The organism is Micromonospora sp. DT43 (assembly GCF_049841645.1).
GTDB lineage: Bacteria > Actinomycetota > Actinomycetes > Mycobacteriales > Micromonosporaceae > Micromonospora.
This window is the reverse complement of the sequence record NZ_JBNCKR010000013.1, coordinates 1-23710: the sequence shown is the minus strand read 5'-3', so window position 1 is coordinate 23710 and position 23710 is coordinate 1. Positions and strand designations below refer to the sequence as shown.

General features: G+C 70.1%; 20 protein-coding genes. 13 read left to right on the top strand and 7 right to left on the bottom strand.

Features of this window, described 5'->3' with window-relative positions:
- Positions 1–223 precede the first annotated feature (223 nt).
- Entirely contained in the window at positions 224–1453 is a 1230-nt protein-coding gene (locus ACLQ26_RS25840) for a GH25 family lysozyme (protein ID WP_425746889.1), read from the top strand.
- Positions 1454–1527: 74 nt separating this feature from the next.
- On the opposite strand, the gene ACLQ26_RS25835 is transcribed toward ACLQ26_RS25840, so the two are convergent.
- Positions 1528–2367 carry an ABC transporter ATP-binding protein gene (locus ACLQ26_RS25835; RefSeq protein ID WP_425746888.1) on the bottom strand — a complete coding sequence of 280 codons (840 nt, stop codon included), beginning with the start codon at positions 2365–2367 and terminating at the stop codon, positions 1528–1530.
- Between the two features lie 195 nt (positions 2368–2562).
- Here ACLQ26_RS25835 and ACLQ26_RS25830 point away from each other — a divergent pair, with 195 nt between their 5' ends.
- The 8 genes from ACLQ26_RS25830 to ACLQ26_RS25795 all read left to right on the top strand — a co-directional run bounded on the left by ACLQ26_RS25830 (position 2563) and on the right by ACLQ26_RS25795 (position 13819).
- Complete coding sequence (locus tag ACLQ26_RS25830; protein ID WP_425746887.1) at positions 2563–5661, top strand: hypothetical protein; 3099 nt, start codon at positions 2563–2565, stop codon at positions 5659–5661.
- Between the two features lie 83 nt (positions 5662–5744).
- Positions 5745–6431: a Type 1 glutamine amidotransferase-like domain-containing protein gene (locus ACLQ26_RS25825; RefSeq protein WP_425746886.1), complete on the top strand. Its 687-nt coding sequence runs from the start codon at positions 5745–5747 to the stop codon at positions 6429–6431.
- 55 nt (positions 6432–6486) lie between these two features.
- A complete protein-coding gene (locus ACLQ26_RS25820) occupies positions 6487–6786 on the top strand; it encodes a hypothetical protein (protein WP_425746885.1) in 300 nt (99 codons plus the stop codon).
- 150 nt (positions 6787–6936) lie between these two features.
- Positions 6937–9063: a molybdopterin oxidoreductase family protein gene (locus tag ACLQ26_RS25815; RefSeq protein ID WP_425747033.1), complete on the top strand. Its 2127-nt coding sequence runs from the start codon at positions 6937–6939 to the stop codon at positions 9061–9063.
- Positions 9064–9079: 16 nt separating this feature from the next.
- A complete protein-coding gene (locus tag ACLQ26_RS25810) occupies positions 9080–9427 on the top strand; it encodes a molybdopterin oxidoreductase (RefSeq protein WP_196924121.1) in 348 nt (115 codons plus the stop codon).
- Entirely contained in the window at positions 9427–12045 is a 2619-nt protein-coding gene (nirB, locus tag ACLQ26_RS25805) for a nitrite reductase large subunit NirB (protein WP_425746884.1), read from the top strand. The genes ACLQ26_RS25810 and nirB overlap by 1 nt, the downstream gene beginning before the upstream one ends.
- A complete protein-coding gene (locus tag ACLQ26_RS25800; protein WP_363683678.1) occupies positions 12045–12374 on the top strand; it encodes a Rieske (2Fe-2S) protein in 330 nt (109 codons plus the stop codon). Before nirB ends, ACLQ26_RS25800 begins: the two co-directional genes overlap by 1 nt.
- A 53-nt stretch (positions 12375–12427) precedes the next feature.
- Positions 12428–13819 carry a nitrate/nitrite transporter gene (locus ACLQ26_RS25795; RefSeq protein ID WP_425746883.1) on the top strand — a complete coding sequence of 464 codons (1392 nt, stop codon included), beginning with the start codon at positions 12428–12430 and terminating at the stop codon, positions 13817–13819.
- A gap of 117 nt (positions 13820–13936) precedes the next feature.
- On the opposite strand, the gene ACLQ26_RS25790 is transcribed toward ACLQ26_RS25795, so the two are convergent.
- Entirely contained in the window at positions 13937–15016 is a 1080-nt protein-coding gene (locus ACLQ26_RS25790; protein WP_425746882.1) for a hypothetical protein, read from the bottom strand.
- A 119-nt stretch (positions 15017–15135) separates the two neighbouring features.
- Positions 15136–15813, bottom strand: a complete 678-nt coding sequence (locus ACLQ26_RS25785) for a hypothetical protein (RefSeq protein ID WP_425746881.1) — start codon at positions 15811–15813, stop codon at positions 15136–15138.
- A 658-nt stretch (positions 15814–16471) separates the two neighbouring features.
- Here ACLQ26_RS25785 and ACLQ26_RS25780 point away from each other — a divergent pair.
- From ACLQ26_RS25780 to ACLQ26_RS25770, 3 genes are all read left to right on the top strand, one after another.
- Positions 16472–17815, top strand: coding sequence for a ricin-type beta-trefoil lectin domain protein (locus tag ACLQ26_RS25780; protein WP_425746880.1), 1344 nt, complete (start codon positions 16472–16474; stop codon positions 17813–17815).
- Positions 17816–17967: 152 nt separating this feature from the next.
- A complete protein-coding gene (locus tag ACLQ26_RS25775) occupies positions 17968–18204 on the top strand; it encodes a hypothetical protein (protein ID WP_425746879.1) in 237 nt (78 codons plus the stop codon).
- A gap of 47 nt (positions 18205–18251) precedes the next feature.
- Positions 18252–19073, top strand: a complete 822-nt coding sequence (locus ACLQ26_RS25770) for a metallophosphoesterase family protein (protein ID WP_425746878.1) — start codon at positions 18252–18254, stop codon at positions 19071–19073.
- Between the two features lie 116 nt (positions 19074–19189).
- Here ACLQ26_RS25770 and ACLQ26_RS25765 read toward each other — a convergent pair whose 3' ends face one another.
- The 4 genes from ACLQ26_RS25765 to ACLQ26_RS25750 are packed head-to-tail and all read right to left on the bottom strand — an operon-like array spanning position 19190 to position 21995.
- Positions 19190–19483 carry a DUF1330 domain-containing protein gene (locus ACLQ26_RS25765; RefSeq protein ID WP_425746877.1) on the bottom strand — a complete coding sequence of 98 codons (294 nt, stop codon included), beginning with the start codon at positions 19481–19483 and terminating at the stop codon, positions 19190–19192.
- Positions 19484–19514: 31 nt separating this feature from the next.
- Complete coding sequence (locus ACLQ26_RS25760; protein ID WP_425746876.1) at positions 19515–20897, bottom strand: MFS transporter; 1383 nt, start codon at positions 20895–20897, stop codon at positions 19515–19517.
- A gap of 26 nt (positions 20898–20923) precedes the next feature.
- Positions 20924–21382, bottom strand: a complete 459-nt coding sequence (locus ACLQ26_RS25755; protein ID WP_425746875.1) for a MarR family winged helix-turn-helix transcriptional regulator — start codon at positions 21380–21382, stop codon at positions 20924–20926.
- Positions 21383–21428: 46 nt separating this feature from the next.
- The gene (locus ACLQ26_RS25750) at positions 21429–21995 is read right to left on the bottom strand and encodes a GNAT family N-acetyltransferase (protein WP_425746874.1); all 567 of its coding nucleotides are present in this window, start codon (positions 21993–21995) and stop codon (positions 21429–21431) included.
- Between the two features lie 797 nt (positions 21996–22792).
- Between ACLQ26_RS25750 and ACLQ26_RS25745 the strand changes: the two genes are divergently transcribed.
- Positions 22793–23710, top strand: a 918-nt coding sequence (locus ACLQ26_RS25745; protein WP_425746873.1) for a M23 family metallopeptidase, incomplete at its 3' end; no start/stop codon positions are given.

Sequence of the window (23710 nt, the reverse complement as noted above, 5' to 3'; positions counted from 1 at the left end):
CCGGCTCCCGATCTCCACCGTACGGCTCGACGCGTCCTGCCGATGATCCAATTTCGCTCCAGCGGACAGCGTGACCCGCCGTCGACAGGAAATACTCTGCGGACCCAGGTCGAGGGAGTCAGCCAGCCGCGCCCCCTCGGCGCGGGGCACAGGCGTGGCGGGTTCCGCCCGCCACTGCCGACGGTCACCTCGGCCCCACGAGCAAGGAGAAACCCACCTCACCATGCCTAGAAGATTGCTCTGCGTGCTGATGTCCGCCGGCCTCGCGGTCGGTACGGCGCTCAGCGTCACGCAGCCGGCGCAGGCCGCAGACCCGTCCGCCGACGGTGGCGGCCGAGCGAACGCCGGCATCGCCCCGGGCGCGCGCAGCGGCGCGATGGCCAAGACCGCCGCCATCCCTGCGGGTTACACCATCCGGGGCGTCGACGTCTCCAGCCACGACCACAACCTCGGCCCGATCAACTGGGACGCGGTCGCGGCCAGCGGCGTCAAGTTCGCCTACGTCAAGGCGACGGAAGGCAGGACGTACCTCAATCCGTACTTCGCCCAGGACTATTCCGGGGCCAAGGACGCCGGCCTGCTCGTCGGGGCATACCATTTCGCCCGTCCGGACAAGCGCGACCCGATCAACGAGGCCAATTTCTTCGTCGACAGCGCGAATTTCACCAAGGACGGCCAGACCCTCGTGCCGATGGTCGACATCGAGTGGCCCTACTGGAGTGGCGCGCCCACCTGTTACGGGCTGACCCCGACCGAGATGTCGAACTGGATCCGGTCCTTCACCGACCAGGTCAAGGCACGCATCGGCCGGCCCGTGATGATCTACACGAACACCAACTACTGGAACCCGTGCACCGGCAAGAACGCGTCGTTCGGCGCCAACCCGTTGGACATCGCCGGCTACACCACCGCTCGTCCACCCCTGCCGGCGGGTTGGACCGCGGAGACCATCTGGCAGTACGCAGCTGGCAACCCGAGCAAGCCCGGGAACTACAGCCAGAACGCCTTCAACGGCACCTGGGCAGCCCTTACTGAGCTGACCGGCGCGCCGGTGGCCGCGCCTCCGGTCGCCCTCCGTTCACGGGCCAACAAGCGCTACGTGGTGGCGGAGAGCGGCGGCGCCAAGTCGCTCGTCGCCAACCGCACCACGGTTGCCCGGTGGGAGCAGTTTGACGTGATCAGTGCGGGCGGCGGTTACGTCGCGCTGCGGGCACGTGCCAACGGTCGGTACGTGACGGCGGAGAGCGGCGGCGCCAAGCCACTGATCGCCAACCGCACCAAGGTCGGGCCCTGGGAGAAGTTCACCATCATCAACAACTCGGACGGCACGATCAGCCTGCGCGCCGCGGCCAACGGCAGATACGTGGTGGCGGAGAGCGCCGGCGTCAAGCCGCTCATCGCCAACCGGACGTCGATCGGCCTCTGGGAGAAGTTCGACCGGATCGCCCTCTGAACACCGCCGCTGCCCGGCACCCTCATCGCGGGGGTGCCGGGCAGCGGTCTGTCACAGGCGTACCGGAAGGGTGTTCAGCCGGTGGCGACCGCGAACCGGCGGACGGACCCCGCGCGGGCCGCCCAGCGCCCGTCCTCGTGACGTACCTCGATGGGGTGCGCGAAGGCCGCCGACACCTGGGCGGTCGTGACCGTCTCATCGGCCGGACCGGCGGCGACCGCGCTGCCGCCGCTGATCAGCATCGCGTGGGTCGTCGTCGCCGGAAGTTCCTCGAGGTGGTGGGTGACCATGATCGAAGCGAGGCGGGGGTGGGTCTCGCGGAGGAGGTCGATGGTCTCGAGCAGCTGTTCCCGGGCCGCTACGTCGAGACCGGTCGAGGGCTCGTCCAGCAGCAGTAGTCGCGGCTGACTGATGAGCGCCCGGACGATCAGGGCGCGACCCCGCTCGCCCTGCGAGAGGGTGGGCCAGCGTTCGTCGGCCCTGTCGACCAGCCCGAACATGCCCAGCAGGGAGTCCGCCCGGTGACGGTCGTCCAGGGTCGGCTGCCAGCGCGGCGGCAGGTCGACCGACCCGACGAGCCCGGTCAGCACGACCTCACGGATGGTCAGGGGCGATCGCAGCGGATGGCGGGGGTTCACGTGACCGATCGCCCTACGCAACTGTTGCAGGTCGACGCGGCCGAGCTGCTGACCGAGGATCCGCACGGTTCCCGAGGTCGGATGGGTCAGCGCGCCGCAGAATCCCAGCAGTGTGCTCTTGCCCGCGCCGTTCGGGCCGAGAAGCGCCCAGTGCTCCCCTTCGCGCACGGTGAGGTCGATGCCGTGCAGGATCTGCTTGCCGTCCCGCCGGAACGTGACGTCGTGCAGCTCGACGACGGGCGGTGGCGGTTGCGTCTCGGCGGTCCTGGGGAGCATGGCCTTCTCTCGGTACGGCGACGGTCGCCCCGCACGCTGCCACAGACCGGCGCGCAGGTCAGTGACCAGGACCACCGCTGCCGTACACCGCGCGCGGAGCCCACGGGACGATGGTCAGTCCGTCTGACCTCGATCGTTCAGTGCAACCCGTTGCTCGTCGAGAACGATGGCCGGTGAGGCCACTACCATGCGAGCGTGGCTCACGTCGCGCCGGTCCGCCGGCCGTACCCGCTGCTCGTCGCCGCGGCGGTCCTCTTGGCGCTCGGCGCGGCCACGGCCTGGGCCGTCGGCGACACGCTGGGGCTGAGCCACGCCCCCGCCGCCGTGCCGCACGAGGATGCCGCCGCCGCGCCGGCGCTCACGCCCGCGCCCGTCCCGCCGTTGGCGTCCCTCGTCGTGCCCGACGAGCCGCGCCTGCGGAAGGCCGCAGCCGCCGTCGCCGACGCGGTCGTCTTCCGCGGCCTGCCCCGGCCGGTGCTCGCCCCGGCCGCGTCGAGCCCGGCCAGGTCCGCGACGGCCGTGCCGACGCCCGGCACGGCACGCGTCGCGGCCCCGGACCTGTCGGCGGTGAGCACGCTGCGGGCGGGCGTGCTGGCCACCCTCGGCGGTACGCCGGAGTCGTACCGGCTCGACGTGCGCGGCACCGAGCTGGCCGTCCAGGGCGGTGACGTCGCGGGCGTGGCAGCCGGGATGTACCGGCTGGCCGACCGGATCCGCTCCGGCGCCGAGGCGCTCCCCGCGACGGACGCGGGTCGGGTGGTCACCCCCCGGCTCGGCCTGCGGCTGACCGACGCGGGTTCGGTGGGGCGCGAGCCCGACCCGGCCGTCTTCGCCCCCGGCGACGACTATGGCCTGAACACCGATGTGGTCGGGTCGGCGGTGCTGCCTCGCGCGCCGTGGGTGGACGCCGGCGCGGTGGCCCGCATCGACGCGCAGTTTCGGCAGTTCGTCGACCACTCGGTGGCGCAGGGATACAACGGAATCGTCGTGCCCGGCTTCCTGGAGTACGTCACGTTCGCGAAGGTCGGCGACGGACGCGCGGTCTACCCGCCCGGGGACTCGCACGTCGACCGCGCACGGGCGATGGTCGCGGCGTTCGGCCCCGTCTTCCGGTACGCCGAGGACATGGGCGTACGGGTCTTCCTGCTGACCGACATGCTCGCGGTGTCGCCTCCGCTGGAGGCGTACCTGACGCGGACCGTCGGCGGTCTCGACACGGACGACCCACGGCTGTGGGCGGTCTACCAGGCCGGTCTGGCCGAGCTGTTCGAGAGCATGCCGTTCGTCGACGGCCTGATGGTCCGCGTCGGCGAGGGCGGCGAGGTGTACGCCGGCACGGGCTGGGACTACTCGTCACGGCTCGCGGTCACCACGGAGACAGCCGTGCGCGCGATGCTGCGGGCGCTGCTGGACACCGCGGGCCCAGCCGGAAAGGAGATCATCTTCCGCACGTGGACGGTGGGCGTCGGCGCCGTGGGCGACCTGCACACCAATCCGGTGTCGTACGCGAAGGTCCTCGGCGGGATCGACGACCCGCACCTGATCGTGTCCACCAAGTACACCCTGGGCGATTTCTACAGCCACCTGCCGCTGAACACCACCCTGCTGGGCGGCGGGCACCGCCGCATCGTGGAGTTCCAGGCGCGACGCGAGTTCGAGGGGTTCGGCTCGCTGCCCAACGACCTCGGCCCGCTGCACCGCGAGGCGCTGCGCGCGTTCCTTGCCGCCAATCCGAACGTCGAGGGCGTCTGGAACTGGACCCAGGACGGCGGACCGCTGCGCGCCGGGCCGATGTCGCTGTACCTGCGCGCCGGGTTCTGGCAGCTCTACGACCTCAACACGTACGCCGTCGGCCGCCTGGCCTGGGACCCGACCGTCGACCCGGCACAGGTCACGGCGGACTGGGCGTACCGCACGTTCTCCGGCGACCCGGCCACCGTCGCCGCGATCGGGCAGGCCATGGCGCTGTCCCGGCAGGCGGTCACCAAGGGCCTCTACATCGGTCCGTACGCCGATCGGTCGGTACGGGCGCTCGGGCTGGAACCGCCACCCATGATGTGGATCTTCGAGTGGGACATCCCGACCGGCGACTCCGCCGCGCTGGACAGCATCTACGCGGTGACCGGCGGCCGTGTCGACGAGGCCATCGAGGAGGGCACCCAGGCCGTCGTGCTGGCCCGGCGCATGCGCGACCTGATCGCCGCGACCGCACCGGCGACCTGGCGGGACGCCGAACTGCGCGGGCGCTTCACCGCGACTCTCGACTACCAGGTCGACCTGTTCGAGACGCTTGGCGCGTACCGGGCCATGGTGCTGCGGCACGCGCAGTGGCTGGACACGGGCGATCCGGCCGCCCGCCACGACTGGCGGCTGGCCGCTGCCGCATTCCAGGACGCGCGCGACGCGCACCGGCAGCGCTACGGCGCCGATCTGGACCTGCCGGCGTACAACTTCACCGCCGCCGATCTCGGGGCGCGGCGCGCCGACCGGGACCCGGCGATGGCCTGGGCGGCCCGGGTGATGCTCGGGTCGATCCTGCTGGTGGTGCTGCTCGGCCGGTACGGGCGCGGGTTCGGCGCGGCCGCCGCGCGCGGGTTGCTGCTCGGCGCGCTCCGGCCGTGGCGGGTCGCCGCGCTGCCGACGCCCACGACGCGGGCGGACCGGGTGTTGGTGTGGCTGGTCCCGGCCGTGGTGCTGGTGGCGAGCCGGCTCGTGTTTACCTGGTTCGCCGCGCCGGCGCACCTGCTGGTCACCCTCGGTGGGTGGGCGCTGTTCGCCCTCGTCGTACGCCTCGTCGTCGGTCGCCGGGACCCGTTCCACCTGTGGGCGGTGGTCGGCGGCGTCGCGCTGCTGCGCAGCGTACTGCTGCTGGCGGCGCTCGCCGGGCGCGGACCGGGCGGCTACTGGTTCGCCTTCTGGACTGCACCGAGCGTGCGCGCGGCGTACGTCACCGTCGCGTTCGCGGCGTTCTGCTGGCTGTTCGTGGTCGTCGCCGTGGTGCTGCGGGACCGGTACGGCCTGCGCCGCCGAAGCGCCGTCGGGCTGACCCTCACCGCCGCGGGTGTGCCCCTCGGCGTGCTGTCCGCCCTGGTCTCGGCGGTGGGCCTGGAACGCGCGCTGACGGTGTGGAACGACCAGCTCGCCCTGCTGCCCTGGGGCCTGTCCCGCATCCTGGGCATCACCGTCTACCTCGGCATCCCCGCCCAACTCCCCGCATACACCGCCGCCGGCGGAGTCGCCCTGGCGGCCGCCGGCCTGCTGCTGTCACTCGGCCGCCACCGGCGATCCGCCTGACCACCCGCCCTGGGGGATTCACGAGTACCGCGAGCAGCGGTCAACTGGCAAGGTGGGGCGATGACCTCAGGAGGGCGGGTTCCATGAAGTTCCTTCTCACGTCGGGGGGCATCTGCAACCCGAGCATCTCCGACGCGCTCGTCGACCTGCTGGGCAAGCCGATCGCCGAGGCCACGGCCCTGTTCGTCCCCACCGGTGTCTACCCCTTCCCCGGCGGAGGCGAGAGGGCGTGGAAGGCGATCCACGGCCACGCGCAGATCCCGCTGTCCCAGCTCGGTTGGCAATCTCTGGGGATGTTGGAGCTCACCGCGCTGCCGACCATTCGGAAGGAGAACTGGGTTCCGGCGGTCCGCGAGGCCGACGCGATCCTCGTCTGGGGCGGCGACGTGTTGTACCTGACCCACTGGTTGCGCCAGTCGGGCCTGGCCGACCTTCTGCCGTCGCTGACGGACACGGTTTATGTGGGGGTCAGCGCCGGGAGCATCGCGGTCACCCCGTACAACTGCGACGCCGAATTCGACATTGGATTCGTCCCCGACGGCAGCGACATGGCACAGGACGCCGACCGGGCGCTGGGGCTTGTGGATTTCACGCTGTACCCGCACCTCAATCATCCGGACATGGAGGACACCGAGCTGTCCCACATCCAGAAGTGGGCGTCCACAGTCCCGGTCCCGACCTACGCCATCGACGACAACACCGCCATCAAGGTGGTCGATGGCACAGTCGAGGTCATCTCGGAAGGCGACTGGAGACTGCTCAACCCCTGACCGAACGATGTTCGTGCCCCCGCCCCGTACGCGGGATGCCCTCGGGAGGAATGCGATGACGGAACGAGAGCTCCCCGCGCTGACGCGCGCCGAGCAGGAACTCGTGGACCGCTACCTGCGCATCATCGACCTGGTGGCCCGGCTCAACCCAGCCCGGGACAGCGGTCACTTCGACGCACGGGGTTGCGTCCTTGCCGCGCAGGCGCTGGCGGCGGAGGCCAGGGCGATAGGCGTGGCCGCGGAGACCATGCTCGAACGCGGCGAGGACGAGCTGCACGCCGCGACGCTGGCCCGGGCGATGCGCGCCCTGGACGGCGATCGCCGCATCGCGCGGCTGCGGCTGCCCGAGAACTGAACGTCGCACCGGGCGGCCGGGCCGGGGGCTGGCCTTCTCTCTCGATGTCGCGGGCGATCTCCTGGCGGCCCGCGGGTCGCAGAGCGTTACGACCCCGGTATGGATCGGAAACAGTGCCCGGCAAGCATCGGACGGGTGAGCGCATCGCCCATGATCGATACGCACTGCCCCTACTGCGCCATGCAGTGCGGGATCTCCCTGACGACCGGCGACGGGCCGCCTCGGCTGGCGCCCACCGAATTCCCGGTCAACAGGGGCGGTCTGTGCGCCAAGGGCTGGACGGCTGCCGACCTTCTCGACCACAGTGACCGGCTGCTGAGCCCGCTCGTCCGCAAGGATCCCGCCGACCGCACCAGCCCGTTGCGACCGGCAGGCTGGGACGAGGCCCTCGACCGCATCGTCGACGCCATCCGTACCAGCCAACACCGGTACGGCCCCGACAGCGTCGGGGCCTTCGGTGGCGGCGGGCTGACAAACGAGAAGGCGTACGCGCTGGGCAAGTTCGTCCGGGTGGCGCTGCGGTCGGCGTCGATCGACTACAACGGCCGGTTCTGCATGTCGTCCGCGGCGACCGCCTCCAACCGCTCCCTCGGGATCGACCGGGGCCTGCCGTTCCCCCTGGCCGACATCGCCCAGGCGCAGGCCGTGCTGCTGGTCGGCGCGAATCCGGCGGACGCGCTGCCGCCGTCCATGCAGTACTTCGACGCCGGTCGGGCCGCCGGCGCGCGGCACGTCGTCGTCGACCCCCGCCGGACGACCACCGCGGGGGGTGCTCATCTGCACCTGCAACCACTCCCGGGCACGGACCTCGCCCTGGCGAACGGGCTGCTGCACATCGCGATCCGCGAGGGCCTGGTCGACGAGACGTACGTGCGCGACCGTACGAGCGGGTTCGACGTGGTCCGGGCCACCGTCGCGGCGTACTGGCCGGACCGGGTGGAGCGGATGACCGGCGTACCGGAACGGGACCTGCGGGAAACGGTACGGCTGCTGGCGACCGCGACGTCGGCGATGGTGCTCACCGCTCGCGGCGCCGAGCAGCACAGCAACGGCACGGACACCGCGCAGGCGTACCTCAATCTCGCCCTCGCCCTGGGCCTTCCCGGACGGCCCTTCTCCGGCTACGGCACGATCACCGGGCAGGGCAACGGGCAGGGTGGCCGCGAGCACGGGCAGAAAGCCGATCAACTGCCCGGCTACCGACGCCTGGACGACCCCGCGGCGCGCGCGCACGTCGCGGCCGTCTGGGGCATCGACCCGGACGAGTTGCCCCGGCCGGGCCGGTCGGCGTGGGAGATGCTCGACCGGCTCGGGACCGACGACGGGGTACGCGTGCTGCTCGTGCTCGCCAGCAACATCGCCGTGTCGGCACCGCACACCAACCGGGTGATGGACCGGCTGCGGGCACTGGACCTGCTTGTCGTCTCCGACATCTTCCTCTCCGAGACCGCAGCCGTGGCCGACGTGGTGCTGCCCACGGCGCAGTGGGCGGAGGAGGACGGCACGATGACGAATCTGGAGGGGCGCGTCATTCGCCGTAAGCGGGCCCTGTCGCCGCCGCCGCAGGTCCGCACCGACCTGCGGATGCTCGCCGACCTCGCCGGCCGGCTCGGGCGCGGCCGCTACTTCGACGACGATCCGCGCCGCGTCTTCGACGAGCTGCGCCGGGCCAGCGCCGGCGGGACGGCCGACTACGCCGGCATCACGTACGAGCGCATCGAGGCGGAGCAGGGGGTCTTCTGGCCGTGCCCGAGCGAGGACCATCCCGGTACGCCCCGGCTGTTCACCGACCGGTTCCCGACCGCCGACGGCCGGGCGAGGTTCTTCCGGGTGGAGCACCGCGATCCGGCGGAACTGCCCGACGCCGACTACCCGTACGTGCTGACCACCGGCCGCAACATGCAGCAGTACCAGAGCGGCAACCAGACCCGCAGGGTCGGCGCTCTGACCATGGCGCTGCCGGACGCCCGGGCGGAGCTGCACCCGGACCTCGCCCGCCGGCACGGCATCGCCGACAACGACGTGGTGGAACTGCGCAGCCGGCGCGGGCGGGCTCTCTTCCGTGCGCGCCTCACCAACGGCATCCGACGCGACACCATCTTCGCGCCGTTCCACTGGGCCGGCAGCTCCTCCGTGAACGCGCTTACCGACCCGACGCTGGACCGTCATTCGCGGATGCCGGCCTTCAAATCCTGCGCGGTGTCGATCGCGCGCGCGGGCGGCCCGGACGACACCGATCTGTTGACCAATCCACCGCCCAATCCAGCATCTCTTTGAGCAAGGGAGCGTCGCCGTGCACACCACTCCCCGTTTCTTGCAAGGCGTCTACAGCTTCGAGGGCAAGGGCCTCGACCGGCCCGGCCTCGTCGACGGCACGCTCAGCTACGTGGTGCCGGGCGGCGTCGTCGCCCAGCCGGTCTACTTCCGAGGCGGCAATGCCAGTGACGAGCTGATCTGTGTCCTGCTCATGCGCGACGGCCAGCCGATGCGGTACTTCCCGATCGGCGCCAAGTCCGACGTCCACGTCCCGCTGCGGGTGGTCGAGGACCTCGACTCCGGCACCGGTATCGAGGTGCACGTGGCGGCGCCCGCCGGGGTGTCCGGCACCGTGATCGTCGACCTGGGGTTGGTCGAGGTCTGATGGACGCCGTCGACAAGCGCCGGCGCCTCGTCGTGGTGGGCAACGGGATGGCCGGCGCCCGCACGGTCGAGGAGATCCTCGAACGCGGCGGTGGCGACCAGTTCGCCATCACGATGTTCGGCGAGGAGCCGTACGGCAACTACAACCGCATCCTGCTCTCCAACGTGCTCTCCGGGGTCGACGACGAAGCGGGCATCTTCCTCAACGACATGTCGTGGTACGCCGAGAACGGCATCACCCTGCACGTCGGCACCCGGGTCACCCGCATCGACCGCTTCGCGCGACGGATCTACGCGGACGACGGCACCGAGACGCCGTACGACAAGCTGATCATCGCCACCGGCAGCCGGACGTTCGTTCCGTCGATTCCCGGCATCCACCGCCCTGGGCGCGGCTACCACCAGGGAGTGTTCGCGTTCCGCACCATCGACGACACCCGCAACATGATCCGGTACGCCCGCGAGCACGAGCGCGCGGTGGTGATCGGTGGGGGTCTGCTCGGTCTGGAGGCCGCCCGCGGCCTCCAGAACCACCTGGCCCACGTGACCCTGGTGCACGCCGCCGGCCATCTGATGAACGCTCAGCTGGACGCTCAGGCGGGCGCGATCCTGCGGCGCAGCATCGAGCGACTAGGCATCGAGGTCGTCCTCGGCGCGCACACCACCGAGGTGCTCGGCAAGCACGCCGTGACGGGGGTCAAGCTCAAGGACGGTCGGACCGTGGCCTGCGACGTCGTCGTCGTGGCCGCCGGCATCCGGGCGAACGCCGAGATGGCCGCGACAAGCGGGCTGCCGGTGGAGCGGGGCATCGTCGTCGACGACCAGATGCGCGTGCAGGACGAGGTCGACATCTACTCGGTCGGCGAGTGCGCCCAGCACCGCGGCGAGACGTACGGCCTGGTGGCTCCGCTGTGGGAGCAGGCGCGGGTGCTCGCCGACCACATCACCGGGACGAACCCGAACGCTGCCTACCACGGCTCTCGGCTGGCCACGAAGCTCAAGGTGGCGGGCGTGGACGTCGCCTCGATGGGCCTGAAGGAGGCCGAGCGCGACGACGACGAGACTGTCGTCTTCGCCGAGCCGCGCAGGGGCGTCTACAAGAGCATCATCATCCGCGACGACCGCCTCGTCGGCGCGACTCTCCTCGGCGACGTGCGGAAGGTCGCGTTCCTCATGCAGGCCTTCGACCGTGGGCTCGCCCTGCCGAAGGAGCGGGTGGAGATGTTGTTCGACCTCGGCGCGCCGTCGGCCGAGGTGAGTGCCGCGGAGCTCGGCGACGACGTGCAGGTGTGCAACTGCAACGGCGTCACCAAGCGGGCGCTTGTCGGCACCGTGCAGGGCGGCGTGAAGACGCTCACCGGGGTCATGGACGCCACCCGTGCCGGCAAGGGCTGCGGGTCGTGCAAGAGCCTGGTCGCCCAGATCGTCGAGTGGGCCGCCGACGGCGAGGTCGAGGACGATCCGGCCGCGAGCTGGTACGTCCCCGGTGTGCCGATGCCCAAGGCGGAGCTGATGGCGGCGATCCGCGAACACGGCCTGAAATCCGTCTCTGCGGTGTTCGCCACCCTCGTGCGGGGTGGCGAGGAGGACGCGAAGAGCAAGATGGGCCTGGCCTCGCTGCTGCGGATGATGTGGGGCGACGAGTACGTCGACGAACGCGACGCCCGCTTCATCAACGACCGGGTGCACGCCAACATCCAGCGAGACGGCACCTTCTCGGTAGTCCCCCAGATCAAGGGCGGCGTGACCACACCGGCGCAGCTCAAGCGGATCGCCGAGGTGGCCGAGAAGTACTCCGTACCACTTGTGAAGATCACCGGCGGCCAGCGCATCGACCTGCTCGGCATCCGCAAGGAGGACCTGCCGAACGTGTGGGCGGACCTCGACATGCCGTCCGGCTACGCGTACGGCAAGAGCTTCCGCACGGTCAAGACCTGCGTCGGCTCCGACTTCTGCCGCTTCGGCGTCGGCGACTCCACCGCTCTCGGCATCGCGATCGAGGACCGGTTCAAGGCCATCGAGGGCCCCGGCAAGATGAAGCTCGCCGTCACCGGCTGCCCCCGCAACTGCGCCGAGGCGTACGTGAAGGATCTCGGTGTGGTCGCCATCGACGGCGGCAGGTGGGAGATCTACGTCGGCGGGGCCGCCGGCGCCCACGTACGCAAGGGGGACCTCCTCGCCGTCGTCGACTCCCCCGACGAGGTCATCACGCTTACCGGCCGGTTCCTCCAGTACTACCGGGAGAGCGCGAACTGGTTGGAACGCACGTACGCGTGGGTGCCCCGGCTCGGCATCGACCACATCCGGGCGGTGGTCGTCGACGACAGCGACGGCATCGCGGCGCGGCTCGACGCGGCCATGGCTGCCTCCGTGGCCGCGTACCGGGATCCGTGGCTGGAACGGCGCGACCCGGTCACCCCGGGGCAGTTCCGCACCTCCCTGCCGCTGGCGGTCCTGCCTCAGGTGCCGGTCCGCGAGGCCGTACCGGTCTCTGTCCCGGGGCCGGTGGTGCCGTCGATCGGCTCCGCCGTGCCGGGCGGCGGCTCGGCCGGCAACGGGCACGGTGGCAACGGGCACAACGGGAACGGCGCCGGCCCAGCTTCCGCGAGGGGTGCGTGATGGCCAGGCTCATCGCCGTGGAACACCGGCTCGGGCCGGTCGACGAGATCCCCCTCGGGGAGGGGCGCGCGTACGCCGTGGGTGACGACATGATCGCGATCTTCCGGCTGCGCGACGGCAGCCTGCGCGCGGTGTCGGCGGTCTGCCCGCACGCCGGCGGGCCGCTCGCGGACGGCCTGGTGGACATGACTGTCGTCGTCTGCCCCCTGCACCAGAACACCTTCGAGTTGGCGACCGGCTGTTCGACCACCGGCCAGTCCCCACTCACCGTGTATCCGGTCCGTGCCGACGCCGACGGAAGCCTGGTGGTGGGTCTGCCGTCGGCATGAGGAGCGAATCAGTCACGGTGTCGAGCGGACCGAGGACTCACCTGGGAGGAACCATGACCACGGCCGTGCCCGGCAGCATCGAGCAGGACCGGCGCAGCCTGACCCTTCGCGGCCACTGGATCGACGACTGGCGGCCCGAGGACCCCATCTTCTGGGAACGCCGGGGATCCCGCATCGCCCGGCGCAACCTGATCTTCTCCATCTACTCCGAACACATCGGCTTCTCCATCTGGACGATGTGGTCGGTACTGGTGCTGTTTCTCGGGCCGCGGTACGGCATCGATCCGGCGGGGAAATTCCTGCTCACCGCCGTGCCCGCACTTGTCGGGTCGGTGCTGCGGATTCCGTACACCCTTGCCGTGGCCCGGTTCGGCGGCCGCAACTGGACGATCATCAGCGCGTCGCTGCTGCTGATCCCGAGCCTGCTCGGCGCCTTCCTGATCCGGCCCGGCGTCTCGTACTCGACGCTTGTGCTCATCGCCGCGCTGGCCGGCGTCGGCGGCGGGAACTTCGCCTCCTCGATGGCCAACATCAACGCGTACTACCCCGACCGACTCAAGGGCTGGGCGCTCGGCATCAACGCCGGCGGCGGCAACCTCGGCGTCGCGGCGGTCCAACTCGTCGGCCTGTTCGTGCTTGCGGTCCTGGGGACGGCCAGCCCCGGTATCGTCGCCGGCATCTACCTGCCGGCGATCGTGCTTGCCGCACTCGGTTCCGCGATGTACATGGACAACCTCAGCCATGCCCGCAACGAGAAACGGGCCATGCGCGACGTCACCCGCGAACCGCACACCTGGATCATGTCCCTGCTCTACATCGGCACGTTCGGATCGTTCATCGGCTTCGGGTTCGCCTTCGGCCAGGTGCTCCAGGTGCAGTTCGCCGACACCTTCGACACCCCGGTGAAGGCCGCGTACCTGACGTTCCTCGGACCGCTGCTCGGCTCGCTCATCCGTCCCGTGGGCGGTGTCCTGGCCGACCGGCTCGGCGGCGCCCGTGTCACCTTCGTGAACTTCGTGGCGATGGCGGCCGGCGCGTCGGTCGTCCTGCTCGCCTCCCAGCAACGTTCGCTGCCGCTGTACCTGGTCGGCTTCATCGCGCTGTTCGTGTTCAGCGGCATCGGCAACGGCTCGACGTACAAGATGATCCCGGCGATCTTCCGGGCCAGGTGCGGTGTGCGGCCGACCGCCGGCGGTGCGGCCGACCCGCACGACCGGGCGGCGGAGCACGAGGCGCGACGCCTCTCCGGCGCGCTCATCGGCGTCGCCGGCGCCATCGGCGCGTTCGGCGGAGTCCTCGTCAACCTTGCCTTCCGGCAGTCTTTCCTGGCCTACAGGACCGCGGACGCGGCCTACATCGCCTTCATCGCCTTCTACGCGATCTGCTTCGTCATCACCTGGTTCGTGTACCTGCGCCCATCGCCTCGGAGACTTGCGGGCGTCTGACAGCGGACAGCCAGGCCCGGAGCCGGTGGCTCCGGGCCCGGGCGGTGTATGTGTTCGCGACGAGCGCCGGCAGGACGGCGACGAGCACCAGCACGATCAGGCGGCGCAACGCGAAGGCTAGGCCAGGGCGCGGCATGCCTCGCGGTCGTAGGGCAGGCCGGCGTCGCGGAAGGCCAGGGCGGCGTTGCCGTGGGTGGGGTTCCACAGGTCCGGATTGGCGGTGAGCGCGCTCAGGTATGCGCGCTGGACCACGGTAAGAGGCCCGCCTGCGTACCCGGCGAAGAAGGTCCGCAGCAGCAGGCCCCAGTCCTGGTCGCAGGTGTGCCCGGTGGCAACCCCGGCGAGCCGCACGGCCGCTGGGAGCAGCGGGTCGGGCGCGGAGAGCCGGTCGATCGCGGCCGCCAGCAGGAAGAACCGGATCCGCGTGGGCATCCGGGGCGGCTGATTGGTGAACCAGTCGTCCGCGGCGGTCGGGTCGTCCAGGGCCGCGAGCAGTTCGGCCGTCGCGGCGGGGTCGCCGGCCAGGGCGGGGGCGAGGGCTGCGCAGGCGCGTACACCCGGATGAGGATCTTGGAGATGACGGCGAGGCGCGATGCCGAGGTCACCGATGGCCAGGACCAGGGCCGCTCGCTCGTCCGGCGCGGCCGCCTCCGCCAGCTGCTCCAAACGAGAGGCGTCACCCCCACCGCAGGCGCCGATCGTGTACGCGGCCGCAGCCCGGACCTGTGGGGACGGATCGGACAACGCCGCGGTGGCCGTCGCCAGCAATGCCGGCACGATCTGTTGGCAACCGAGCACGGCCCGGAGGTAAAGGGCGTCCGGCAGCCGTTCGTCCTCCCAGATCGCCTCCTCGTCCCCGCCGCGGAGCACCTCTGCCAGAACAGCATCCACGTCGAAGTCCGGCTCGGACAGCCCCTCGACCGTCATGCGACCCGCCTCGGCCACCGCGGCCAGGAAGTTGAGCAATTCGGCACGCAGGCCGGGATCGGTCACCCGCGGGTCGGAGAGCAGCGCGGCCACCTCAAGGGCTGCCGGCGGGGTCGCGGTCCACGGTGTCCCCTGGTGGATGATCGCCGACCACAGATGCTCGAGCGCCCTCGCGCGGGCAGCCGGGTCGTCGCCGGCGAGCGCCGCCAGGTGGCCAGGGGTGTCCACGGCGAGGCCGTAGGCGTGCAGCAGAGTGGCGTATTCGGTCACGCCACGAAGGTAACGAACCCAGCAGTGCTCTCGCGGCTCCTCGGGGGGTGGGTGGCCTGAGCCGCACCCGGCTCCGGGCTGCCGCAGCTACGCCCCGGCGGGGTCAGGGGCGTACCGGCTCAACCTCCGGTGCCCTCGGCTTCCTGGTCGGGCGTGAGGGCGCCGCTGTCCTTGCCGGTGTCGAGATAGACATGTTGGTGACCGTGCCCCGCGTCGATGTTGACCTGGTCGAGTTGGGTCGCGGCCACCGACCAGGTGGTGGCCGCGAGGGTCGCCTGCCGTGCCGCGAGGTCCGTCAGCGCCTTGCGGTCGGCCGACGGCGAGTTCGCGGCCAGGGCGTACGTGTCCACCGCCACGGCAGCCTGATCCACAGCGCTGCGCAGGCCACCCCGGGCCACGTTCGTGGCGGTGGTGCCTGACGGCGGGTTGGCGAAGGGTTCGGCGGCGGCGCGCACGGCCTGTTGCCACTGCCGGGCCTGACCCGGGTCAGGCGCCGGCCCGGTCGTGCGGCCAGCCCCGAGGGCGGCGAGGACGGGCGAGATCTGATCACTGGTCCGACGGGCCAGCGCGGTGAGGTCGGCGATCTGCTGCAGGTCCCGCTTGGCCTCCGCTCGACGCAGGTCGGCAATGCTCGCCTCGGTGGCATCCGGCCGCCCGATGCCGTAGCCGATCCCGCCGCCGAGCATGCTCGCCGCCACGACGAGCCCCGCGCCCGCCGCGGCCAGACGAGTAATCCGCTGCCTGCGGCTGTCGGAGCGTGACGACAGGTAGGAAGGCTTGCCTGTCCGGCGCGACATCGTGCCTCCTCGGATTCACAGGCGTCATTGACGTGCAGCGTACCGACACGATGTTCAAGCCGTCGACAGAGCTGGTCTGGAGTTCGGCGTCGGCTCGCAGCGCCTCACGTCGAGGCCCTCCAACAGCTGCGAAGCGCGCCGCCCTGATTCGTAACAGGCCCGAAACTACCGGTTGAATATCCTGGAAATTTCTGCCAGCCTGAGAGCCATCGATCAATGTGAACGTTAACAAGATCCTTTCCGCTGGGGGCGCCGCACGCGCGGCGCTTCCTCGATCGGCGCCAAGGCTCTGCCACCGGAGGATCAGCATGATTTCCCGGAACCGTCTCGCTCGGCACACTCGATTCCGAACCCTGGCTATTTCCGGAACAGCCGCGATAGTTGCGACCCTGGTCGTCGAGTTCAACGCGGTCACTCCCGAGAACGAAATGAAGATCGACGCGACCGAGCCGCGCAGCTCCGGTGGCGACTACGGCCTTCCGCCGTACCGGCCGGGTCCGCTGACGCTGCAACGCTGACGATCGGACAACGTCGGGGCGGGCGGGTTCGGCAGACGACCGAGCCCGCCCGCCCCGCGCTCACCCACCACCAGGAGGTACCGACAGTGCGAGGACACGCCAACCACCCGCCGCCCTCGGGGGATACCCACGCCGACCGGGTGTCCCCCCGTTTTCGGGGACGGCTGTTCAAGCTCGCCGCGGCCGGGATCGCCGCCGCGGTCGGGTTGTTCACCATGACGATGGCGACCGGGTCGGCGTCCGCCGCCGACAACCCGTACCAGCGGGGCCCGGACCCCACCCGGAGCAGCGTCACGGCCGTGAACGGCCCCTTCGCCAACACGTCGGTAAGCGTCCCGACCGGGTACGGCTTCAACGGTGGCCGGATCTACTACCCGACCGACACCAGCCAGGGGACCTTCGGGGCCATCGCGATCTCGCCCGGCTACACGGCGTTGTTCTCCGCCGAGCTGGCCTGGATGGGACCGTGGCTCGCCTCCCACGGCTTCGTCGTGATCGGCATCGAGACCAACAGCCGCAATGACTTCGACACCGCCCGGGGCACCCAGTTGCTCGCCGCGCTGGACTACCTGACGCAGCAGAGCCCCGTACGCGACCGCGTCGACCCCACCCGGTTGGCGGTCGCCGGCCACTCCATGGGCGGCGGTGGCGCGCTGAGCGCGGCAATCCGGCGCTCGTCGTTGAAGGCCGCGGTCGGCATCGCGCCGTACTCGCCGTCGTCGAACCTGGCCAACGACCGGGTGCCCACGATGATCTTCGCTGGGCAGGCGGACACGGTGGTCACCCCGTCCTACGCCACCGGCCTGTACAACAGCCTCCCGGCCACGACCGAGAGCGCGTACCTGGAGGTAGCCGGCGCGGACCACGGGTTCATGGTCGGACGGTCGAACCCGGTGCTGGTCCGGACCATGCTGCCGTTCGTCAAGATGTTCGTCGACAACGACGCCCGGTACAGCCAGTTCCTCTGCCCGCTGTTGGACTCCAGCGGCGTGGTCACCTACCGCAGCACCTGTCCCCTGCTGCCCTCCACGCCGACCACCCCGACGGCGACCCCCACCAACACGCCGACTCCCACCGCTTCGCCGACAGTCCCACCCACCTCCGCCAGCCAGATCGTCGGCACCCAGTCCGGCCGATGCATCGACGTGCCCAACGCCTCACGCAACAACGGGACCCGGGTGACGCTCTACGACTGCAACAGGCAGATCAACCAGGCCTGGACCTACACCGCGAACAAACAACTACAGGTGTACGGCACCATGTGCCTCGACGCCGCAGGCACCGGCAACGGCGCCGCGGTCCAGATCTACAGCTGCCACGGACAGACCAACCAACAGTGGAACGTCAACTCCAACGGCACCATCAGCAGCGTCCAGTCCGGACGATGCCTCGACGTCTGGAGCACCGCCAACGGGGCCCAGATCCAGCTCTACGACTGCCACGGACAGACCAACCAACAATTCAGGCTCGTCTCCCTCGCCTGATGACCACGGCCACCATCGCCCACGACCCGATCCGGGCTCCGCAGACCGGCAAGCCGCAGGGCCAGATCCGCCGCACCTGAGAAAGCTCGAACGCAAACGGGTGGGCTCGGCAGCATGCCGAGCCCACCCTCACCCCCCAGACACACCTGGCCGTGTCGTTCGAGCGCCGAACAGCACCCGTCGCGGTCTACAAGGCCCGGTTCCCGGTGACCCACCGCTGGCTGGGCTTCGGGGAAGCTGGCCTGACCATCGACTCGGACGCGGGAAGGTTCTCGGCGACGCTGCTGGTGGACGGCACCCGGATCGACGAGGGCCCCGCACTGACCGTCCTGAACGGTCACTTCTGCGCGGGCCGTGGCCTGATCCTGACCGCCGTGGCCTCGATGTGACGGGCACCTCACCGTCCATCGGAAGGCATCATGCAAAGATCCTCGATGTGACGGGATCCTTGCTCGCAGTCAGCGATCTGCACGTGTCGCACGCCGAGAACCGCCGCGTCCTCGACCGGATGCGCCCCACCTCACCCGACGACTGGCTGATCGTGGCCGGCGACGTGGGCGAGCTGTTCGCCGACATCGAGAAGGCCCTGCACACCCTGCGCGACCGATTCCAGCAGGTGATCTGGACGCCCGGCAACCACGAGCTGTGGACCCATCCTGACGACCCGGTGCAACTGCGCGGCGAACAGCGCTACCAGGCGCTGGTGCGGGCGTGCCGCGACATCGGGGTACTGACACCCGAAGACGAATATCCCCTGTGGCGAGGCGAGGGCGGTCCGGTCACGGTCGTACCGCTGTTCCAGCTGTACGACTACTCCTTCCGCGTCCCGGGCGCGAACACCAAGGAGGAGGCGCTGCGCCGCGCCTACGACGCCGGGGTGGTGTGCACCGACGAGATGTTGCTGCACCCCGACCCGCACCCCAGTCGGGAAGAGTGGTGCTGGAGCCGGCTACGGGAAACCGAGCGCCGGCTGGACGCACTCGACCCCGCGACGCCCACGGTCCTGATCAGTCACTGGCCCCTGGTCCGGCAGCCCACGGACGTCCTGTGGTTCCCGCATTTCGCACAGTGGTGCGGCACCGACCGCACAGCCGACTGGCACACCCGCTACCACGCGAAGGTCGCCGTCTACGGCCACCTGCACATCCCCCGCACCACTGAGTACGACGGCGTCCGCTTCGAGGAGGTCTCCCTGGGCTACCCCCGGGAATGGCGTCGCCGCACCGTCGAGCCCGATCCGATCCGCCGCATCCTGTGACCTCGATACGCGTACCCGGACTCGGTCGTCGTTCCGGTAGTCATCGCCTCTCCTCGGCGGACACGGGGCGACCCCGGCGGGCGGCTTCGTGTTCGTCGCCGACGCGGCCCCGATCGTCAGTCGAGGCCTTCGACGATGCGGAAGTCGCGCTCGACGCCGTCGGCAAGTGCGGCAAGCGCCTTCTGGTAGGCCGCACTCGCATGTGCGGCGACCGCCTGTTCGAAGCTGTCGAACTCGATCAGGATGGTGCGCCCGGCGATTCCGGCGTCGTGTGCGACGACCCGACCGTCGCGGGCGAGCACCCGCCCGCCCCCGGCCTGGACGGCTGGAGCAGCCAACTTGTTGTAGGCGGCCAGCTTCTCGGGGTCGAAGATGGTGCGGTAGGCGCTGACCCAGTAGCCCTTGGCCACGAGTACCTCCTGTGTTCGGATTGGTCTCAGGTTAGCGGCGGCGGGCGAGGGCAAGGCTGACCATTGTCGTGATCGCCATCGCGGCGACGCCGACCAGCGCCGCGGTCGTGTAGGCGTCGTCGTTCGGGAAGAGCCGGCCCGTGGCGGTGCCGGCGGCCAGGACCAGACCGCCGATGGCGCTGCCCAGGGAGTATCCGACGCTGCGGACGACGTAGTTGAAGCTCATGGCGCTCGACGTCTCGCTCCTGGGGGTGACGGCCAGGATGACTCCGGGCATGGCGGCCGAGAAGCTGCCGACGCCGAAGCCCAGCACGCCCATGGCCACGAGCAGTTCGGCCAGGTTGGACCGGGCGACGGCGAACAGGACGAACCCGCCGCCGACGATGGCGGCGCTGCCGGCCAGGAGCAGGGGGCCGTCGATCCGCTCGCGGACCCGCGGCGTGAGCTTGCCGGCGACGAACCCCAGCACGGAGAACGGGATGAGGACCAGCCCCGCCACGAAGGTGGTCAGTCCGAAGCCGTAGCCGGCGCTGTGCGGCGTCTGCGCGTAGCGGGTGATGAGCGTGAGCAGGAGATACATGCCGATCCCGCCGACGAACATGGCGATGTTCGCCCCGGCGACCGCCGGGTGCCGCACCGCCCGCACGTCGACCACTGGCGTCGTGGTTCGCAGTTCGGAAACGGTCCAGACGCAGAGCAGGAGTACGGCGGCGACGGCAAGGCTCACCGCCACGGCGAGGTGTCGGCTCCACAGGCTGCTCTCGCCGGCCAGGAACAGAACGAGGAGCAGTCCACCGGCCAGCATGAGAGCACCGCCCACGTTCACGTGCGCCGAGCGGCCTTCGGGAGCTGCGGGCATGGAGCGCCACGCGGTCACGAAGGCGATGGTGGTGACGAGCAGGCCGAGGCCGTACGCGGTCCGCAGTCCGCCGAACTCGGCGAGCAGCGCGGCCAGCGGGTAGCCGACGCCTGCTCCGATGATGGAGACCACCGAGATCAGGGCGATCGTCGACGCGCTGCGCTCCTCGGGAAGATGGTCGCGGGCCACGCCCATCATCAGCGCCGTGAGACCGAGTCCCACGCCCTGGGCCGCCCTGCCCACGAGCAGCCAGGCGAACGGCAGCGGCAGCACGGTGAGCGCGCTGCCGACGACGACGATCGCCAGCGTGGCGAGAATCGTGGCCCGCCGGCGCGGACCGGCTCCGAGCCGACCGAGGACGGGTGTGGCGACGGCGCCGCTGAGCAGGGCGATGGTAAGCGTCCACTGCGCACTGTCGAGGGAGACGTGGAATGTGGTCGCGACGCTGGTGATGAGCGGCGTTCCGAGGCTGGCGACCGCCGCCACGACCAGCGCGATGAACATCAGGGCGGGGACCAGCAGACGTGCCTCGGAACGTATCGGGGCGGTGCTCATGGGCTGGTCATCAGCCGGGGCCGCGGTCACCGGTCCGACTCCTCTCGGGCGTGACTTTCGAGCTCCGCCAGATGCAGCAGCGCCGGAAGGGCTGCTGCCAGGGCATCGATCTCGTCACCAGTGAGTTCGTCGATCAACCGCGCGTACGCGTCGACGCCCGCCTGGCGTCGCGTCCGGACGTACGACGCCCCGGCCTCGGTCAGGCATACCAGGGTGACCCGCTTGTCGGACGGATCACCCTTCCGCTCGACCAACCCGGCTTCCTCCATCACCCGGACCAGGACGGTCATCGCGGGCTGGGTGACGCCCTCGGCCACCGCCAGATCGGTGATCCGTCGTGGGCCGGTCTTGTCCAGAGTGGCCAGGGTGGCGGCGGACGTCAGGCTCATGTCGCGGGGAAGGCGTCGCACCGCCCTGGTGGCCAGACCGTAGAGGGCTGACCCGATGGCATCGGAAGCGCTGCGCGCGGCGTCTCGGCGACTCACACCCGAAGCATAGCAGATTTATATTAACCCTTTATGCATTCCGCGATCAGGGCCGCGTGATCGCGACCAGCCCCTGCGGTGACGGCTGCCCCCTGACCGGCCGCCCTTGCCGTACTACCCGCGGGCACCCAGGCGGAGGCCGGCGCATCGGCGGGCCTTTCGTCTTACCCTTTTTGCCGGTTTCAGAGCCGCGCGAAAGAGCCCGGCGGATGATGCCATAGCGGCCATAGATCGCCGCCTCGGACGGCCGCAGCACCGCTACCGGCTCGCCACCCTTCTCATATTGCTCCGTAAGCAGTACGCGCATCATGGCGGTCAACAGACCCCGACGCCGGTGGGAAGGCGTCACGGCCACCGACGCGATCCCAGCAACGGGAACAACGGCTCCTGGAACGGTGAGCAACCGCCGATACACAGAAGCGCCGGCCACTGGGATATCACCGTCAAATGCTGCGACAGTACGGGACAGGTCCGTGGCTGCGCGTTGGTTGGCCAGCTCTTCCTCGCTGCGGTCAGCACCATAGGTGTCGCCGATCATCCGCGCCCAGGCGGCGAACTCGTCCTCGGTGACCGAACGCAGATCGTATTCAGCATGCATGGTGCTTTCTAACACGGGCGCCAACCTCATGACATTGCGGTTTAATCGGCAGGCAGCATGGCGGGCCGCCGCTACCGGCGGCCCGCCGAAGCGCGCTCAAATCAGCGCAAGCGGCTCGAAGCGAAAGCTCGAAGGTCAGCTGCCCCCGTTCATCGGTGCGTGACCGGCATCTCTCGACGAAGTCCTCGTACGAGGTGGACGGATGAAATCAACGAGCATCCGCCGTTGGATGACCGACCCATGGGCTCGCTCCGGCGCCAGGGAGTGGGCCTCGGTTCTGCAAGCCGCCGGCCGGGGCCCTCGTCTGCCCGCGCAGTCAGAGCGTCCTCGCCGCGAACCCCGCCTGCCCGTGGTGCGGGGCAGCCCGTCCCTCCGCGCTGACGGTCACCGTATTCGAACAGTTTCCCCGCCTGGGCGAGCCACCACCGTTGCTAGCCCAGGACAAACTGACGCTGGTGCTGCAGGCGCACCGGCCACTCCTGGTCACGAAGCGCACGGCGGTCCGGCACGCAGGGGACCCAACCGTGGCGCTGCTCCGGATGGAGTGGGAGGGATCGGGATCCGGTCGACGCCCGCAGGCACGACACTACGGGCGTCGCACCGAGGTGATTCCCGTACCCGTTCCTGCCGGACAACCACGCTGGTGACCTGCTCAGCCACACCGTGTCGAGGACACCGGTACGGGTCTCGCCGGTCCAGCCCCGTGCAATCGGGCCCCGCCAGACTCGAACGCATCTCGTTCCAATCGGAACGGTCTGCGGGCGGCAACTCACGCCTGCAGAAGCCCCCAGTCCCTCGATGAAACGGATGCCATGACCACTATCGTGCTCCTACGCCGCCGGATCGGCGCCGCGCTCTTCACTGTCGTCGCAGCGCTCAGCTTCCTCGTCGTAGCACCGAACGATGGCCACGCTGCCGGCGCTCGTCCCCTTTTCCAACTTCCGGTCAGCTGTGGCGAGACCTGGAGTCTCGGCACCTACATCGGCCATGACGACTATCAGATCGACATGTTCCCCACGTCGGGAAGCGCGTGGGGCCGTCCGATCCTGGCCTCGTTCGGCGGCACCGTCATCAAGGCCGGCATCGACGGTGAACTGGGCACCATCACTCCGAGCAACCCGGGCGGCCAGCCCGGTCGGGGCGGCGGCCACTACGTGAAGATCGACCACGGCAATGGCTGGCAGACGCTCTACCTACACATGCTCGAGTGGCCGATGGTCAGTGTTGGTCAGCGGGTGACGATCGGCCAGCAGATCGGCAAGGTCGGCAGCACCGGAAAGTCCCGCGCGGCGCACCTGCACTACGAACAGGAGGCCGACGGCAGGGATGTCGAGTCCTGGTTCAACGGCGTGCCGTCGGGCATCACCCACGACAACTCCGATTACAGCGTCACCCGCGAGAGCAACAACTGCGGGGGTTCTGTGGTGCCGTTGTCTGTGGTGGGTGGTCAGGCGGTGGTGCATGAGGGGTATACGAGTGTGTTCACGGTGAACGCGGCTGATGGGCATGTGCAGGAGACGTATCTGGCGCGGTTGGGTGGTGCGTGGGTGACGCAGGATCTGTCGGTGACGGCGGGTACGCCGTCGGTGGTGGGTCAGCCGGTCGCGGTGGTGCATGACGGGTATACGAGTGTGTTCACGGTGAACGCGGCTGATGGGCATGTGCAGGAGACGTATCTGGCGCGTGTGGGTGGCGCGTGGGTGACGCAGGATCTGGGTGCGGTCGCGGTG